Genomic DNA, 17,579 nt, shown 5'->3' with positions numbered 1-17,579 from the left:
AGCAGTAAATGGGTATCTTCAGCAGTATAAACATAGCGGCGACCGGCATGAGCGCCGAACGGTTACGGACGGATGTTATTTCCGATAATATCGCCAATGCTTCCACTACCAGTTCACAGGAAGGCGGCTATTTCCGCCGCAGCCGCGTCGTTCTTGCGCAGAAAAACGACGGCATCGATTGGCGGCTTCCCTTTGTTTCTTCCGATATGGATAGAGGTGTCGGAACGGGGGTTCGTGTAACCGGTATCGAAAAAGATAACTCCGAACCGCGGCTTTCCTATGAACCCGACCATCCCCATGCAATACTTTCTGGGCCGAAAGCGGGTTACGTGGAATATCCGAATGTGAATATCGTAACGGAAATGGTTGACCTGATCTCCGCCTCCCGCTCGTATGAAGCGAATGCGGCAGTTGTTCAGGGTTCAAAAGAAATGTTTCAGCGTGCGCTCGAGATCGGACGCTAGCGAGATAAGGGGCACCTATGACTATTACCAATACGGCAACCTTGTATAAGATTCCGGCTATTATGAAAAATCCGGCAATAACGCCGATCGCCGTCGATAACTTCCGCAGCCGCATGGTTTCGGATACGGATTTAGTTGACACGGCAGTAAATAAAAAAGCCATGAGTTTTGAGCAAACCCTGCTCAAGGCCTTTGACGAAGTAAATGCAAAACAGCAGCGGACTGCGGAACTCGGACAACAAATGATTGTCGATCCGGAATCCGTAGATGTACACGATATTACCATCGCAATGGCGGAAGCCGGCATGTCGCTGAAAATTGCACAGACGCTGATCGACCGCGTCGTAAAAAGTTGGAATGATATTACCATAACCAGATAATGGAGCTGTTATAATTACTAAACGTGTTCGGAAACTTCAGTTTCAGAGCAGGTTCCTTGGAATGCGATGTTTTAAATCGTGCTATTTGCGCGATTTAAAACTCGTCGACCTGTTCGACAACAGAGTTATCGAACAGGTCTATTGTAGCAGGTTCGTTCAGTAAGGGGGAGGACACATGAACGAATGGTTTAAAAAGACAGTAACGCAAATCAAAACACTGTGGAGTAAGTGGACGCCTATTCAAAAAGGGATATTGGCAGCTGTCGTCGTTGCAGCGATTGTCATTATCGTCTTGCTTACTTCATGGTCGGCTAAACCATCGCTCGTACCGCTCATCGATACTCCGGTAACGGATGCAACGGTGAGGGAACGCATTATTCTCAGGCTCAACGAAGAGAATGTAAAAGCAACCGTTTCGCAATCGGGTGTTATTTCAGTAAACGACGAGCAAACCGCCCGCCGGATGCGTGCCATTCTCTTGCGTGAAGACCTTATTCCGCAAAATACCGACCCGTGGGCACTGTTCGATGTAGAGCGCTGGACACGGACGGACTTTGAACGCAATATCGATAAGCGGCGCGCCATCACCGAAGAAATCCGCAAACACATTAAAGCATTGGATGACATCGATGATGTAAATGTTGTTATCAACCCTGCTCAAACAGAAACCGTTCTGAAAGGTGAAGAAGTGCCGGCGACTGCCAGCGTTATACTGTATCCTAAGCCGGGCAGCGACATCAGCACAAACCGCAAAAAAATTGAAGGCATTCAAAAGCTGCTTAAATATGCCGTTTCGGACTTAAAGGATGAGAATATTTCCATAGCCGATAACAACGGGAATATCCTCAACGATTTTGGCGGCATGAAAGACTTTGATCGCTTATCCATTATAGAGAAGCAGCAGAAGATTATCTCACAACTGGAAATGAAGTATGAGGCAAAAATACTCAATCTCTTAAAGCAGACGTATGGAATCGATCGTGTCAGGGACCTCAGCATTAAAATCGATATGGATATGTCGGAAAAGACCGCAGAAACGGTAGAATTCCTGCCCTTCCAGCTGAAACCGGACAATCCTGAAACCCCATACGATGAATCCGAGGTTCGCGCTTCGGTAACCCGCTCTTCGGAAACGGCAACAACAACCTATCAGGGGACAGGCTTTAATCCCGAAGGCCCCGCCGGTGTGGAAGGACAAACAGCTCCTTCATATCGGGATACCAGCAATTTAACAGGTTTGTCTACGCAGTCGATTGTAAAGACAAATGAAGAAATCGGTAGTCGGAGAACATCCGAGATTGTCAGTCCTGAAATGGGACGCCGTACCGTATCGGTCAATATCGACGGGCAATGGCGTAAAAAGAAAGATGCAAACGGCAATCTCATCATTAAAGACGGACAGATTGAGCGTGAGTATATCCCAATTTCAGATGAAGAATTGCAGAAAGCGACACAAGCGGTACAAAACGCAATCGGATACAATGCACTCCGGAACGATTCGGTAAGCGTCCTCAATATTCAATTCGACCGCATGGCAGAATTTGAAAAAGAAGATGAAGCTTATTTTAGAGCCGTTCAACGGCGATGGATATTGCTGATCAGCCTAGCAGGCTTGGCATTCCTGTTACTCGTCTTTATTATCTACCGTATTGTCAGCCGCGAAATTGAACGTAGAAAGCGGCTCCGTGAAGAAGAGCTTTTGCGGCAGCATCAGCTTGAACGCGAAAAAGCACTGTGGGAGGCTGAACAGGCCGGTATGGAAGTTTCAATGTCCGTAGAAGAGATGAAACGGCGCGAACTGTTGGAAAATGTGATAAACAATGCGCGTGAGCATCCTGAAGATGTTGCATTGCTGCTACGCACATGGTTGATGGAGGAATAGTATGGCAGTATCACCCGCAAAAGAAAAAACGAATGCAGCAAACAGTAAAAAGCAGAAAGATATAAAATCACTGAACGGACGTCAAAAAGCGGCAATTTTCTTGGTTGCAGTCGGAGAGGAAATCTCCGCCAAAATCATGGAACAGATGCGCGAGGACGAAATCGAAAAACTCGTGTTCGAAATCGCCCGTACCGAAACGGTTGAATCCGAGCTGAAAGAAGCGGTATTACAAGAGTTCCAAGAGCTCATGGCAGCTCAAAACTTCATTACGACCGGCGGTATCGACTATGCGCGCGGATTATTGGAGAAATCTTTAGGGAGCCAAAAGGCAATTGAGGTCATCAATAGGCTCACCAGCTCGCTACAAGTACGTCCCTTCGACTTTATCCGGCGTACCGATCCGGCGCATCTTTTAAACTTTATCCAGCAGGAACATCCGCAAACCATTGCGCTGATCCTTGCGTATCTGGAACCGCAGAAAGCATCAGTCATTTTGCAAAACCTGCCCGATGAAATTCAGAGCGACGTAGCCCGCCGTATCGCAACGATGGATAGAACCTCGCCCGATGTTTTGCGCGAGGTTGAACGGGTACTCGAAAAGAAGCTTTCTACCCTCTCCAGCGAAGATTATACGGCAGCAGGCGGTGTCGAAAGCATCGTTGAAATCCTCAACCTTGTCGACCGGTCTTCCGAAAAGTCGATTATCGAATCGCTTGAAGATCAAGACCCCGACCTGGCGGAAGAGATCAAGAAGCGAATGTTCGTGTTCGAAGATATTGTTATGCTCGACGACCGTTCCATTCAGAAGGTGCTGCGTGAGGTTAACAGTGAAGAGCTTGCAAAAGCGCTTAAGATTGTCGATACCGAAGTACAGGATAAGATATTCAGAAATATGTCCAAACGTGCGGCAAGCATGTTAAAAGAAGAAATGGAATACATGGGGCCGACTCGTTTGAAGGACGTCGAAGAAGCGCAGCAGAAGATTGTTTCGATTATCCGGCACTTGGAGGACAACGGCGATATTGTTATTGCACGTTCCGACGAAGACGAGATGATTGTCTAACCAAAACAGCATAATCAAATCGGCAAAAGGAGATTCTGAAAGTGGCTAAAAATATTTTTCACGATTTTGAAGTTAAAAAACTCAGCGGAGACATGGTACTCACCTTAGAGAAAACCTTTGAACCGGAAACTACTACCGAGGTGGTAGAAGCCGTTCCGGTTCCCGAGGGGCCGACACTTGAAGATCTCAAAAACGAAGCGGAAGAATTTAAACGTCAGTGGGAAATTGAAAAAGAGCAGCTCATAGCCGACGCTCACCGCGAAGCCGATGAAATTATCGAAAACGCAAAGAAAACCGCTTTTGAAGAAGCAAAGCGACAGATGGACGTGTCTCAGATTGATGCGCAAAAAGCTCGCGATCAAGCACAAGAACTCGTCAGCGAAGCGGAAAAAAAAGCCGCAGACATTGTCGACAAGGCCGAACAAACCGAAGCGGCTACGCAGAAAAAAGCTTTTACCGAAGGTTTCGATGCCGGACGGGAAGCGGGATTCAAAGAAGGAAAAGTCGAAGTAACCCGTTTGATAGAACGGCTCCATACGATGATCGAACGCACAATGGATAAACGCGAGGAGATTTTAGCGCAAACGGAACAGCAGATTGTTGACCTTGTACTGCTGATGACCCGCAAGATTGTAAAAGTAATCTCAGAAAATCAGCGGAATGTCGTAACATCAAATATTATCCATGCGCTGCGCAAGGTAAAGGGACGCGCCGATGTCATTATACGGGTAAACCTTGCCGATGTCGGTTTAACGAGCGAGCATACCAAAGACTTCTTGGCAGCGGCAGAAAATATCAAAAATATCACCGTTGTGGAGGACTTATCGGTAGATGCGGGCGGCTGTATCATCGAAACCGACTTCGGTTCGGTAGATGCACGTATCGCCTCTCAGCTGCATGAGCTTGAGCAGCGCATCCTCGAAATATCTCCGATAAGGACACGGGCGGCTTCCTCCGACGGGTCTTCAAATCGAAAGTAGCCTATGACGTCGATTTTTGATAAATACCTTGACGCGGTTTCCGAAACGGAACCCATTAAACGTACCGGTGTTGTCAGCCGTGTACAAGGGCTTCTTATCGAAAGCCGCGGCCCGCAAGCCTCTGTCGGGGAATTATGCAGAATCAATCTGAAAGATAACACAGAAAGTATCATCGCCGAGGTTATCGGTTTAAACGGATCAACCGTACAGCTGATGGCCTACGAAGATATACAGGGTGTAGAAATCGGCTGTGATGTTATCGCAAGCGGGACGATGCTTTCCGTACCGGTCGGATCGGTGCTGCTCGGCCGTGTCGTTGATTCACTCGGAAGGGCGGCGGACGGCAAACAGGAACCCTACTCTCCCCTTCACTACCCTATCCTTGCTTCGCCACCTGACCCACTGGAACGGCGTCCCATTAAAGAACGAATCGTAACCGGTATCCGCGCCATCGACGCGCTCCTTGCCGTCGGCAGAGGACAGCGCATCGGTATCTTTGCCGGTTCTGGTATCGGTAAATCAACCTTGATGGGCATGATTGCGCGAAACACGAGCGCCGACGTCAACGTCATTGCGCTTATCGGCGAACGCGGCCGCGAGGTAAACGATTTCTTGGAACACGACCTCGGGCCGGAAGGTTTAAAGCATTCGGTTGTAGTAACCGCTACATCGGATACCAGCCCGCTCGCCCGTATCCGCGGCGCATATACGGCAACGGCAATCGCCGAGTATTTCCGTGACCAAGGAAAGGATGTGATGCTCCTTTTCGATTCGGTTACCCGCTTTGCCAAGGCGCAGCGCGAAATCAGCCTCGCAATTGGGGAACCGCCGGCAACCCGCGGCTACACTCCGAGCGTTTTTGAGGTGCTGCCTAAACTGCTCGAGCGGAGCGGAACTTCCTCAAAAGGTTCGATTACCGGGTTTTATACCGTACTCGTTGACGGCGATGACATGGACGAGCCGATTTCCGATGCGGTACGCGGTATTTTGGACGGGCACATTGTACTTAACCGAAAACTTGCACAGCGCGGGCACTACCCTGCCATCGACGTACTCGGCAGTATTTCCCGTTTGGCAAACCGCGTCGCAGGAGAATGCAGTAAAAAAGCAGCACAGTATATGCGTAAATTGATGGCAGTCTATGCCGATGCCGAAGATATGATTCAGGTCGGCGCATACCAAAAAGGCAGTAATCCTGCCATCGACGAGGCGATTGCACACCATGATAAAATCGAAACCTTTTTACAGCAAGAGGTAAACGATCCCGCGCCCATCGAAAAAACGCTGGAACAACTCAGCGCCATTACCCACATCGACATACCAAATGAAGAAAGCTTCCAAGCGGGGGCAGGTGCGGCAAAAAAATACCTGATGCCGTCGGAAGCTGCCGACTTGTACAAAGCTGAAATTGAAAAGCCGTCTGCGGAGCATACGGAGGAATAATCCCGTATGAAGAAATTTCAGTTTTCGCTTCAAAAGCTCTTGGATATCCGAACCTTCCGCGAAAAAGAAGCGGAAACCAACCTCGGACGTGCCGTTGCCGCCCGCGAAGCGATTGTGTTGCGCCTTACCGAAATCGCGCAGGAAGAAATAAAAACTCGTCGATCGCTCGGGGTAAGCCTTAAAACCCCTGCTGAGCTCACCTTGCACGAAAACTACTTGGAACGGCTCCGTATCGACCGGGAAAAACAGGAAAAAGCGCTGGTAGAGGCGGAACTCGTCATCGAAAAAATGCGGAAAATCTATATCAAAGCACATCAGGAGCGGCTCATCGTAACGAAGCTGCGGGAACGGAAAGAAGTCGAATGGAAAGCTGAGGGGCTGAAACAGCAAGATGCAATCCTCGACGACATCGTCAATGCCCGCGAATATAGAAAAAGCCAAAACTTATACTCTTAGTCCATATCAAAATACATCAAAAAAACCGATATATCCGATATTTTTAAATCAACAACCACAGCGCAGATCATCGAAGAATTAAAGCGCACGAATAACACCGAGGATTTAAAAAATAAGAACAATTCTTAATTTTTACTTGACAAATCTTTTATACCTGCTTTAAAATAAGAATGAAGTGCAACTTCATAATGCATTGCATAAAGTTTTCACAAATTTCATGCACTTTATTGTAAAAAAGGGGCAAACGCACCAGATAGTGTAGCAGCAAATCGCAGAATAATAGGTTGGGAGACCATTTAAACCGCGGAGAGGTTCAACTCTGGTTGACCGACCTATTATTCTGCTTGGTTATTCAGAAGGTATCTGATGCGTTTGCCCCTAATCAGGAGGTATTATGTTATTCAAAACGACAGAAGCACACGAAGCCTTGCGAAAGCAAGTTCGTGAATGGGCGGAAAAAGAAGTAAAACCGATCGTGCTCGAAAAAGACCGCGGCCCGGTTGAAGAGGCGTGGATGGAAGATCAGGTAAAGCAAATGGCTGCTCACGGATGGCTTGGAGTTCCCTATTCAAAGGACTACGGCGGAGCAGGACTCGATGTTATCAGTTATGCGATTGTTGTTGAAGAACTTTCCCGCGTGGACGGCGGTATCGGCGTAATCTGTTCGGCTCATACGTCGTTAGGCGCATATCCGATCGCGGAGTTCGGTACGGAAGCGCAAAAGCAGAAATATTTGATTCCCCTTGCGAAGGGCGAAAAAATCGGTGCATTCGGTTTGACAGAACCCAATGCAGGCAGCGACGCCGGCGGCACCGAAACCGAATATATCGATGACGGAACCAATTATATTCTGAACGGTTCAAAGATATTCATTACAAATGCGCCTAAGGCTGACACCTATGTTGTATTTGCAGCGAATCCCGACGTTCCCGGTACCAAAGGTATTAGCGCTTTTATCGTAGAAAAAGGAGATGAAGGCTTTGAGTTCGGCGAACACTATGACAAGCTCGGTATCCGTACTTCCGCAACTGCGGAGCTCATCTTCAACGAAGTAACGATCCCCCATGACCGCTTGCTCGGCAAGGAAGGTGAAGGATTCAAAATCGCTATGAAGACCCTCGACGGCGGGCGTATCGGTATTGCGGCGCAGGCGCTCGGTATCGCACAAGGCGCGTATGAAGAAGCGGTAAAATATGCACGCACCCGCGAACAGTTCGGTAAACCGATCGGAGCCCAGCAGAATTTAGCCTTTAAGTTGGCCGATATGCTGACAAAGATCGAAGCTGCCCGTCTGCTCATCTACAAAGCCGCGGAAAAAAAAGAACACCATGAGGATTACGGCCTCGATTCCGCAATGGCAAAGATGTATGCATCGGATATCGCGCTTGAAGTGGTAAATAATGCACTCCAAATCCACGGCGGTTCAGGCTTTATCAAAGGGATTCCGGTAGAAAAGATGTATCGCGATGCCAAGATTACCACCATCTACGAAGGCACCAACGAAATTCAGCGGCTCGTTATTGCATCGAAAATATTGGGAAAACTCGGTAAGGCAAACCGGTAAATCAACATACCCCGACGCAGGGCATCGGGGCACAGTGCTCAACGTTTCGCACTGTGTGTGCGATCTGGCACGGATGCCAGTGGTTCCAAACAGAAACGAGTTTTTTACTTTGTAAAAAACTCGCAGTCAAAAATATACAAGGATGTATATTTTTGACGAGGTGGTTGCAGTCGGCTTTCATACCCTTTATTACGGCGCAGAGCGCTGCCGAGGACGGCGGGTATGAAAGCCTCCGCACGAATCAACAACACACAATTTTGAAGAAGGTTTATTTTCAGCCGCTAAAATGGCGCGGCTGAAAAACACGTCAAGTTTGCTTTGCGCAAACTTGCAGATGATATGTGCGCGTTCCGCGCACGAATGCAACAGTCTCCAAAATTGATATTTTGTTCGACTGTTGCATTTTAAAGAAGGTTTATTTTCAGCCGCTAAAATGACGCGGCTGAAAAACACGTCAAGTTTGCTTTGCGCAAACTTGCAGATGATATGTGCGCGTTCCACGCACGAAATGATAAAGTTTTTATAGGAGTATGAAATGGCAGTAGCTCGATTAAAAGGTGATCCGAGAATCGGTATTACCGGCATGCGCAAACGTATCTTCCCCGACGGCGATACGATGAAAGAAAAAGTCCACAAGGTAATTCAACAGTTGGTTGAAGTTGAACGCTTTAAGTTCTACAAAGATGTGGATATCAATTCACTGATGGCGATGGCGCCGATCGGTGTTTCAGGCGGCCGCGGTGTAAAGGACAAAGAAACGTGGCATCTCATTGAAGATTTGGCAAAGGCAGCAGGGGCATCAATCGGTTCTTCCCGCCCCGCAGCGGAAACCTTGAAGTACGTTCCGGTACAGCGCTATGTCGGTATGTCCGGCCAAAAGTTTAAAGGGAACTTATATTTTGCCATCGGTATTTCCGGAGCTATTCAGCACCTAAAAGGCATTAAGGATGCTTCCCGCATTATCGCCATCAACAAGAACAAGAAAGCGCCGATTTTTTCACACTGCGACTACGGTATTGTCGGAGATTTGGAAGAAGTTGTTCCGCTCTTAATTGAAGAACTCAATGCGCTGTCAAAAGAAGAACTGACCTTCCCCTATCCGAAAATTAAAAAAGCTCCTGTTCCCCGTCCGTCCCGGATCGGACCGCAGTATGTCTGTTTGGGCTGCGGCTATAAGTATGTACCGGAAGAAGGAAATAAGGATGCTGACATTCCGCCTGAAACCTTGTTCGAGCATCTCGATCCCGAATTTACCTGTCCCGATTGCGGTGAAGCGAAAGACCGCTTTATCAAGCTGACGTTCCGCAACAACTAAAAAAGGAGTTTGATAAAAAGCGCCGTCTGAAATGTCGCCGCCGCTTTTTATCTCAAGTTTGCGTTGCAAACTTGATTATTTATGTGTGCGCGTAACGCGCACGGCTAAAAACTTTTTCGGATGTTCAAACATCCTACAAAAGTTTTTATAGGAGTTTACTATGTACAATGTACGTGAAATTACAAAAGATGTATGGTGGGTCGGCGGACACGATCACCGCTTAACACTATTTGAAAATATGCATCCGATACCCCTCGGAGTGAGCTATAACGCCTATCTTCTGTTTGATAAGAAGAGTACCATTCTTTTTGATACGGCGGAATGGACATCCTGCCCGCAGCTGATGGAAAATATCACCTATTTGCTGGAAAAGTACGGACGCGATAAGGTTGACTACTTGGTTGTAAACCACATGGAGTGCGATCACTCTTCCTCCGTTACCACTGTGCTGGACAAATGGGCGCCGACGATTATCTCTACGGAAAAAGGCTTTATGCTGATGCGTCAGTTTGCCTATAATCCTGACAATTACAAAACGGACACCGTCAAAGAAGGAGACACCCGCACCTTTGAAGATCACACTATCGCCTTTGTTGAAGCGCCGATGGTGCACTGGCCTGAGGTTATGGTTACGCTTGATGTAACCAATGGGGTATTGTTCTCTGCAGATGCATTCGGTTCGTTTATTGCGCTTGACGGAAAGCTCTTTGCAAAAGAAGTAAACTACCCGCGCGACTGGATTGATGAAGCACGGCGCTATCTGACGAATATCGTCGGCAAATACGGCCCCGAAGTTATGCATCTTGTCGGAAAGGTACTCAAGCTCGACCTGCTCCCTAAGATTAAATACATCTGTGCACTGCACGGTTTGGTATGGGAGGCGGACAACTTCCCCTACATCCTCGATAAATACCTGCACTGGGCGACGTATACACCGGAAGAAAAAGGCGTGTTACTGGTGTACGGCTCCATTTACGGCAATACCGAATCGGCGGCCTTTGCACTTGCTTCAAAGATTGTTGAAAAAGGCATTACGAATGTGTCGGTGTACGATGCGTCGAGTACCCATGTGTCGTATCTTATCTCCGAGGCATTCAAGTTCAGCCACATCGTGATCTGCTCGCCGACATACAATCTGAACATTTTCCCGCCGATCCATGAGTTCTTGGATCACATGCGGCTTTTGAACTTGCAGAATAGAAAGATTGCTATTGTGGAAAACGGTTCATGGGCGGTACGGTCGGGCGACCTCATTCAGGAATTCATTGAAAAGAATATGGATGATATGGAAATTATCAATGAACGTATCACCATCGCTTCGACGATGAGCCCCGATAAGGGCTATGAGCTTGACTCCATGGCTCAAGCCATCGCCGATTCTATGAATGCAACTGATATTTCCTTACCGGAAGGAGTGCCCCAGCTTGACGTCTCCGGCATCCATTTCGCACGGGAAAGAAGATAAATACACAAAGCCGACATACGGCGTTTAGGCAATCGTATCGAAAATATCCGATACGATTGCCATCATTTCGCACGAAATTTTCTGAAAATTTCGTGCCTTTTGTTTTAGAAGAAAGACAACCGCATTAGGCAAATCAACGAAATACCTCCATCCTCGCCCACAAATGTACATCCTTGCACATTTGTGGGCGACAAGTTTGCAAGCAAACTTGTTACTGCATGTAAACACCGCCATCCGTGGCGCTGTTGACCAGTGTACGTCCGTGTACACTGGTCAACGATAAGTTTTTCTAACGAAAAACTTACTGCTGGTTGGAACCACGGACATCCCTGTCCGTTCTGATACGTTGAGTATTTTCAGAAGCGGCATATACTATAAAACCTTTCCGTTAGCCTTTTGAAATAGACGGTGTAGATACAAGGAATACGGTAAAAAAGTACCACAGGCACGGTATAAAATGTACCTCCCTGTACATTTTATACCTACGTGTTTGCAAGGCAAACACGCTACTGATTAGAACCACCGCCGTCCGTGGCGGTACTGATACGTTGAGGATTTTCAGTAGCGGCAGGGATGCCGCTGGTTATATCAGAAGCGATGTTTCAGCAAAGCTGAAACTCGCTGCCAAAAGTGTACAAGGATGTACACTTTTGGCAAGGCGACGCAGTAGATGCGCCGTATATTTCAAAAGGTAGTTGACTTTCGATAAAAATCCACTATCGATCGACCATAAGCACGCTGATCGATGCGAGTTAACGATAAAATTTGATCCGGCAGCTCTTTTTCTTTAGGACGGTGTATCAGCGCAAGCCCTCCCGCGGCGAGAATCGGCTTTTCTGCGATTGTATGTAATAGATCATAATGGAACTGATACGGAAACGGAGGATCAAGATAGATAATATCAAAGATATTTTTAGAGCGCTGGAGATAAAGTTCCACCGGCATACATTTACACTCAAGCTTTTTATCCGCCAGTGCCGCATTTTTTAACAAAATAGGGAATTTATCCTTGTCTTTTTCCACCAAAACGACTGGGTACGCTCCCCGCGAATAGGCTTCAAGTCCGCACATACCGGATCCGGTAAAAAGATCTAAAAAAGACTTTCCTTCCAAATCACCTAAAATCGCAAAAAGGGATTCCCGCATCCTATCCATTGCCGGTCTGATAATACCTTTAGGGCATTGAACTTGTCGATTTTTCAGCGTTCCGCCTGTTATGCGCATACCGGTTCGATTAAATACAAAGGAGTTGGCTCAGCTCGTTTTGAGAGACAATCTGATACGCATCGAGATTTTTATCGCTTTCTTGGATCCGTTTCTCTATTCGGTTTTTCATATCGCTATGCAGCTTATAATACGCACTCAGATCGGGGCAAGAAACAGGCAAAGTAATCTGTTTTTCGATTGTTTTAGCGGCAAATGCTTTTAAAAGCAATATATAATCTGTCTCACACGAATAGAGGCTCTGCATAATCGGGAGATATTCAGGTAAGTGCGAAAGATTCTGTATTTCGGTAAATAACGACTCCAATGCATCGGATATGAAAGATATGTCAGCGACTGTTTTATCCAAAAACATAGTCTCCGACAGTTCAAGCGAAAGTCCTTCGGTGGTAATACTGACTATTTTTGCAAGCTGATAGAGATTGTCATGAAACGCGGTATTTTTAAGCATAGAACTCCTCCCTTTCTACGTTTTCAGTATCGGCATTTTTTTAACAACAATGAGTTTTACCTCAAGCAGGCAATCTCCTTGTCATTTTTTGTGCAATGTGGCACTATAATTCACATGATTTTGACCGATACACTTCGCATGGGAATTGATGTCGGATCGACGACCGTAAAAACGGTGATTCTTTCCGCTGATAATTCCATCGTATATAGCAGATATGAACGGCACCGCGCCGATATCCGCAAGACAATTATTCTGGTGGTAACGGAAGCCTTGGATGAGGTGGCAAAAATGTACGGCAGCCGCGCTCAGTTACAAGTGCGGGTAACCGGATCCGGCGGTTTGGCTGTTTCAAAGTGGCTCTCCGTGCCTTTCGTGCAGGAGGTTGTCGCCGCGGCCGTCGCCGTGCAGGCAAAGATTCCACAAACCGATGTTGCTATCGAGTTGGGCGGCGAAGATGCTAAGATAACCTACTTCGGCCGTTCGGTTGAGCAGCGTATGAACGGCACCTGTGCGGGCGGTACGGGCGCCTTTATCGACCAAATGGCGGCGCTCCTCGAAACCGATGCGACGGGGTTAAATGAGCTTGCCAAAAATGCGACAACGATTTATCCCATCGCCGCCCGCTGCGGGGTCTTTGCAAAGACCGACGTACAGCCCCTCATCAACGAAGGAGCGCGGCGGGAAGATATTGCCGCGAGTATCTTTCAGGCGGTTGTCAGCCAGACGATATCCGGCCTTGCATGCGGAAAACCCATCCGCGGGCGCTGCGCCTTTTTAGGCGGCCCCTTGCACTTTCTTGACCAACTACGGCAGCGGTTTATCGAAACCCTGCACCTTACGGATGACGAAATCATCGTGCCGGAAAAATCGGAACTCTTTGTTGCACTCGGCGCAGCGCTCAGCGCCGGTTCCAATCAATCGCTGAGAGCATCACCCCACCGGACTGTCAACAACGGCGCGGAAACAGCGGATATTGCCTGTACGGCGCCGACGCAGACACGGCTGCTGCGAACGGGCTTTCGCACTCAGCCGAGCGCAATGCCGGAAATCACCGATACAACGGTATTTACCAGCCCCGCCGCCTTGACCGTGGAAATACTGCGGGATAAGCTCGGCTCCCTTGCCGATGCGGAAATGCAGGAAGTGCAGCGGCTTCCGCCCCTCTTTGAAAACGAAGCGGCGCTTGCGGCTTTCCGCGAACGGCATGGACGGGAACGGGCGGAAACCGCTCCGCTTGAAACCGCTTCCGGCCCGGTGTTCCTCGGTATGGACGCCGGTTCCACCACAACAAAGGCCGTACTCATCGACCAAGAGGGAAGAATCCTCTGGCAGTTTTACGAATCGAATGCAGGCAATCCGGTCAATCTTGCGGTAACCATGCTGCAATCCCTCTATAAACAGATCCCGAGTGCTGCACATATTGCCCGCTCTTTATCCACCGGCTACGGTGAAGGGCTCTTTCAAGCGGCTTTCGGCGTGGACGCAGGAGAAGTGGAAACCATCGCGCACCACCGCGCAGCCGAATTCTTCCTTCCCGGCGTCGAATTTTTGCTCGACATCGGCGGGCAGGATATGAAATGTATCCGCATGAAGAATAACTGTATCAGCTCCATTCAACTGAACGAGGCATGTTCTTCAGGCTGCGGCAGTTTTTTGGATAACTTTGCCCGCTCGCTCGGTATGGCGGTTAAAGATTTTTCCGCACGAGCTCTCCTCGCCCCCAAACCGATCGATCTCGGCAGCCGTTGTACGGTCTTTATGAATAGCCGCGTTAAACAGGCACAAAAAGAAGGAGCCTCCGTCGGCGACATTTCGGCGGGGCTTTCATATTCGGTGATTAAAAACGCCCTCTTTAAAGTTATCAAACTGAGAAATACTGCCGCTATCGGCGAAAAAGTGATTGTGCAGGGCGGTACTTTTCACAACGATGCGGTGCTGCGCGCCTTCGAGCTGATTACCGGCAGAGAAGCGGTGCGCCCCGACATCAGCGGCTTGATGGGAGCCTTCGGCGCCGCACTCCTCGCCCGCGACCAATGGAAAAACCAAGGAGCGGATGCACATATCCGGTCGAATATTTTACCGGCAGAGGGGCTTGATGCACTCACCGTTAAGCTGGAACTTTCCCGCTGCGGTAAATGCGCCAACAACTGCCTTTTAACCGTCAATCGGTTTAATACACCCGCGGCAGGTACCCGCATCTTTATTACGGGAAACCGCTGCGAACGCGGCGCCGAGATAGCGGAAGCGGCAAACGCACAACAAAAAGCATCGCCTGCAAAGACCGGCAAGAAGAAACAGGATAACGGTATTCCCAATATCTTCGATTGGAAGTATAAACGTATGTTTTCGTATAAGTCGCTGCCGGAAACCGAAGCCGAACGGGGCGTCATCGGTATTCCGCGTGTGCTCAACCTCTACGAAAATTATCCGTTCTGGTTCACGCTTTTAACTGAACTGAAATTTTCGGTAAAATTGTCGCCCCGCTCTTCCCGCAAACTCTATGAATTGGGATTGGAATCTATCCCGTCGGAATCGGTGTGTTATCCCGGCAAAATTTCTCACGGGCATATCGAAGCGCTCTTAAAAGCGGGCGTTACAACGATTTTCTATCCCTGTATTCCGTACGAGACCAAGGAAGACCCTCAGGCAAACAATCATTTTAACTGCCCCGTCGTAACGAGTTATCCCGAAGTGCTCAAAAACAACATCGACGCGCTGAGGCAGGACGAGCATATCCGTTTTCTCAATCCGTTTTTACCGCTCTATAATGACAAACGCCTCGGAGAGCGGCTCCACGAAGAACTCAATAAATACTGGAATATACCGCTTGCTGAAATCCGTGCAGCAGTACGGAAGGCAAGAGCAGAAGCAGAGGCGGTAAAAAAAGAGACCCAGTTCCAAGGAGAGGCGGCGCTTCGGCGTATGAAAGAACAGGGACTCATCGGCGTTGTGCTTGCAGGGCGTCCGTATCATCTTGACCCGGAAATCAACCATGGAATTCCCGAATTGCTGACAGGCTTAGGACTCGCCGTATTGACGGAGGATTCCGTTGCGCATTTAGGCAAACTTCCTCGGCCGCTTCGGGTTGTAGACCAATGGGTGTATCACAACCGGCTATACCGCGCCGCCGAATTTGCCGCACGGCAAGATAACCTCGCACTTATTCAGCTGACCAGCTTCGGCTGCGGTCTGGATGCGGTAACCGCCGACCAAGTGCAGGAAATTACCGAAGCGCAGGGAAAAATGTATACCTTGCTTAAAATCGATGAAGGTTCAAACCTCGGCGCCGTACGTATCCGTATCCGCAGCTTACTCGCCGCTATCCGCGAGCGCAGCAAGGGAGCACCCGTCAAGGCGCAGGGATATCGCGGCTTTAAACGAGTTGAATTTACCGAAGAGATGAGTAAGCGGTATACCGTTCTCGCGCCGCAGATGGCTCCCATCCATTTTGACTTATTGGAAGCAGCCTTCCGGCACTCCGGCTTTAATCTCGTCATATTGCCCGATACCGACCCTCAGGCAATCGACTGCGGATTACGGTATGTAAACAACGATGCCTGCTATCCGGCGATTATCGTTGCGGGGCAGATGATTGCAGCGCTGCAGTCGGGTAAATACGACCTCAATGCGACGGCGCTCATCATCACGCAGACAGGCGGCGGGTGCCGTGCAACAAACTACATCGGTTTTATCAGGCGGGCGTTAGAGGATGCCGGCTTGGGGTATATCCCTGTAATCGGGTTAAGCGCGCAGCAGATTGAAAAAAACTCAGGCTTTAAGCCGACGTTCGGTTTAGCAGACCGCGCACTAAAGGCGCTCTGCCTCGGCGATTTGCTGATGCGTGTACTGTACCGTACCCGCCCCTACGAACAGGAAAAAGGTGCGGCAAATGCACTCTATCGCCATTATGCCGACCGAATAAAGGCCGAATTAAAACACATGACAGGACGGAGTTATCGTAACGTAGTACGCGATATTGTCCATGATTTTGATACGCTGCCACTTATTCAAATGGAAAAACCCCGCATCGGCGTAGTCGGTGAAATTTTGGTAAAATTTCATCCGACAGCCAACAACGATATTGTCGGTACCATTGAGCGGGAAGGCGCCGAATGCGTTATGCCCGACCTGATGGACTTCTTTTTCTATTCCTTGTTCGACGGCCTCTACTATGAAACATCACTGGAATCGAACGCCTTTAACCGGTTTAAGTACCACGCAATGATCTGGTATATCGAGCGGTACCGCAGCGGAATGAAAAAAGCTCTGAATAAAAGTCGCCGCTTTACCGCGCCCGAATCGATTTACAATCTTGCAAAAGGCGTTCACGGGGTTTTGGACTTAGGTAACGTTGCCGGCGAGGGTTGGTTCCTTACCGCCGAAATGGTTGAACTTATTAAGTCAGGGGTTGTCAGTATCGCCTGTCTACAGCCGTTTGCCTGTCTCCCCAATCACGTTACCGGCAAAGGGATGATTAAGGAACTGCGCCGCCGATACCCTGATGCGCAAATATCCGCCATCGACTTTGACCCCGGAGCAAGCGAGGTAAACCAGCTCAACCGCCTCAAGCTCCTGTTGGCAAATGCACCATACGGCGAACACCCCGATAGCATGAATCAAAAGCGCGCATAATGCAGGGCAACCGCATTAAAAATATTTTAGCGGTTGCCTTCCTTCCATGCGAAATTTTTGCTTAAAATTTCGCATGTTTTTTCAACAGGCGGGTAAACGCATCAGGTAGAGTAGATAAAAACCGCGGAAAAATTGAGACTGTGAGACCATTTGAACCGCGCAGAGGTTCAACTCTGGTCGAATAGTATCAATTTTTCTGCGGGGTCGGTAAAAAACGGCCTGATGCGTTTACCCTGCCGCCCCTTGTTTTTAATAGTTCA

13 protein-coding genes are annotated in these 17,579 nt (G+C 48.6%); 11 read left to right on the top strand and 2 right to left on the bottom strand.

Features of this window, described 5'->3' with window-relative positions; all coding sequences use genetic code 11:
* The first annotated feature begins 8 nt into the window (after positions 1–8).
* The 10 genes from flgC (at position 9) to E4N69_RS04810 (ending at position 11,012) form a co-directional block, all read left to right on the top strand.
* Positions 9–464, top strand: coding sequence for a flagellar basal body rod protein FlgC (flgC, locus tag E4N69_RS04855; RefSeq protein WP_016524168.1), 456 nt, complete (start codon positions 9–11; stop codon positions 462–464).
* Positions 465–481: 17 nt separating this feature from the next.
* A complete protein-coding gene (fliE, locus tag E4N69_RS04850; protein ID WP_162663253.1) occupies positions 482–844 on the top strand; it encodes a flagellar hook-basal body complex protein FliE in 363 nt (120 codons plus the stop codon).
* Positions 845–1,019: 175 nt separating this feature from the next.
* Positions 1,020–2,726 carry a flagellar basal-body MS-ring/collar protein FliF gene (fliF, locus tag E4N69_RS04845; RefSeq protein ID WP_162663251.1) on the top strand — a complete coding sequence of 569 codons (1,707 nt, stop codon included), beginning with the start codon at positions 1,020–1,022 and terminating at the stop codon, positions 2,724–2,726.
* 1 nt (position 2,727) lies between these two features.
* The gene (fliG, locus tag E4N69_RS04840; protein WP_253715447.1) at positions 2,728–3,789 is read left to right on the top strand and encodes a flagellar motor switch protein FliG; all 1,062 of its coding nucleotides are present in this window, start codon (positions 2,728–2,730) and stop codon (positions 3,787–3,789) included.
* A 41-nt stretch (positions 3,790–3,830) separates the two neighbouring features.
* A complete protein-coding gene (gene fliH / locus E4N69_RS04835) occupies positions 3,831–4,769 on the top strand; it encodes a flagellar assembly protein FliH (RefSeq protein ID WP_162663247.1) in 939 nt (312 codons plus the stop codon).
* 3 nt (positions 4,770–4,772) lie between these two features.
* Complete coding sequence (gene fliI / locus E4N69_RS04830) at positions 4,773–6,212, top strand: flagellar protein export ATPase FliI (protein WP_253824679.1); 1,440 nt, start codon at positions 4,773–4,775, stop codon at positions 6,210–6,212.
* Positions 6,213–6,218: 6 nt separating this feature from the next.
* Positions 6,219–6,668, top strand: a complete 450-nt coding sequence (fliJ, locus tag E4N69_RS04825) for a flagellar export protein FliJ (RefSeq protein ID WP_253715445.1) — start codon at positions 6,219–6,221, stop codon at positions 6,666–6,668.
* Positions 6,669–7,062: 394 nt separating this feature from the next.
* The gene (locus E4N69_RS04820; protein ID WP_253824678.1) at positions 7,063–8,232 is read left to right on the top strand and encodes an acyl-CoA dehydrogenase family protein; all 1,170 of its coding nucleotides are present in this window, start codon (positions 7,063–7,065) and stop codon (positions 8,230–8,232) included.
* Positions 8,233–8,767: 535 nt separating this feature from the next.
* Positions 8,768–9,547, top strand: coding sequence for an FAD-binding protein (locus tag E4N69_RS04815; RefSeq protein ID WP_253715438.1), 780 nt, complete (start codon positions 8,768–8,770; stop codon positions 9,545–9,547).
* Between the two features lie 160 nt (positions 9,548–9,707).
* The gene (locus E4N69_RS04810) at positions 9,708–11,012 is read left to right on the top strand and encodes an FprA family A-type flavoprotein (RefSeq protein WP_253824677.1); all 1,305 of its coding nucleotides are present in this window, start codon (positions 9,708–9,710) and stop codon (positions 11,010–11,012) included.
* A gap of 684 nt (positions 11,013–11,696) precedes the next feature.
* On the opposite strand, the gene rsmD is transcribed toward E4N69_RS04810, so the two are convergent.
* Together rsmD and E4N69_RS04800 are read right to left on the bottom strand one after the other, a co-directional pair.
* Positions 11,697–12,236 (bottom strand): 16S rRNA (guanine(966)-N(2))-methyltransferase RsmD, encoded by a 540-nt coding sequence (gene rsmD / locus E4N69_RS04805; RefSeq protein WP_253824676.1) that lies wholly within the window; start codon positions 12,234–12,236, stop codon positions 11,697–11,699.
* 10 nt (positions 12,237–12,246) lie between these two features.
* On the bottom strand, positions 12,247–12,687 hold the full coding sequence (locus tag E4N69_RS04800; protein WP_162663222.1) for a hypothetical protein: 441 nt from the start codon (positions 12,685–12,687) through the stop codon (positions 12,247–12,249).
* Positions 12,688–12,801: 114 nt separating this feature from the next.
* Between E4N69_RS04800 and E4N69_RS04795 the strand changes: the two genes are divergently transcribed.
* Positions 12,802–17,319, top strand: a complete 4,518-nt coding sequence (locus tag E4N69_RS04795; RefSeq protein ID WP_253824675.1) for a 2-hydroxyacyl-CoA dehydratase — start codon at positions 12,802–12,804, stop codon at positions 17,317–17,319.
* Positions 17,320–17,579: the final 260 nt, after the last annotated feature.

This window comes from Treponema sp. OMZ 906, assembly GCF_024181185.1.
Lineage (GTDB): Bacteria > Spirochaetota > Spirochaetia > Treponematales > Treponemataceae > Treponema.
Note: the sequence above shows the minus strand (reverse complement) of the source record. Positions and strands in the feature narration are given on the sequence as shown.

Coding starts and splice junctions, on each gene's coding strand:
- flgC (WP_016524168.1), top strand. CDS start 9: ATGGGTATCTTCAGCAGTATAAACATAGCGGCGACCGGCATGAGCGCC.
- fliE (WP_162663253.1), top strand. CDS start 482: ATGACTATTACCAATACGGCAACCTTGTATAAGATTCCGGCTATTATG.
- fliF (WP_162663251.1), top strand. CDS start 1,020: ATGAACGAATGGTTTAAAAAGACAGTAACGCAAATCAAAACACTGTGG.
- fliG (WP_253715447.1), top strand. CDS start 2,728: ATGGCAGTATCACCCGCAAAAGAAAAAACGAATGCAGCAAACAGTAAA.
- fliI (WP_253824679.1), top strand. CDS start 4,773: ATGACGTCGATTTTTGATAAATACCTTGACGCGGTTTCCGAAACGGAA.
- fliJ (WP_253715445.1), top strand. CDS start 6,219: ATGAAGAAATTTCAGTTTTCGCTTCAAAAGCTCTTGGATATCCGAACC.
- E4N69_RS04820 (WP_253824678.1), top strand. CDS start 7,063: ATGTTATTCAAAACGACAGAAGCACACGAAGCCTTGCGAAAGCAAGTT.
- E4N69_RS04815 (WP_253715438.1), top strand. CDS start 8,768: ATGGCAGTAGCTCGATTAAAAGGTGATCCGAGAATCGGTATTACCGGC.
- E4N69_RS04810 (WP_253824677.1), top strand. CDS start 9,708: ATGTACAATGTACGTGAAATTACAAAAGATGTATGGTGGGTCGGCGGA.
- rsmD (WP_253824676.1), bottom strand. CDS start 12,236: ATGCGCATAACAGGCGGAACGCTGAAAAATCGACAAGTTCAATGCCCT.
- E4N69_RS04800 (WP_162663222.1), bottom strand. CDS start 12,687: ATGCTTAAAAATACCGCGTTTCATGACAATCTCTATCAGCTTGCAAAA.
- E4N69_RS04795 (WP_253824675.1), top strand. CDS start 12,802: ATGATTTTGACCGATACACTTCGCATGGGAATTGATGTCGGATCGACG.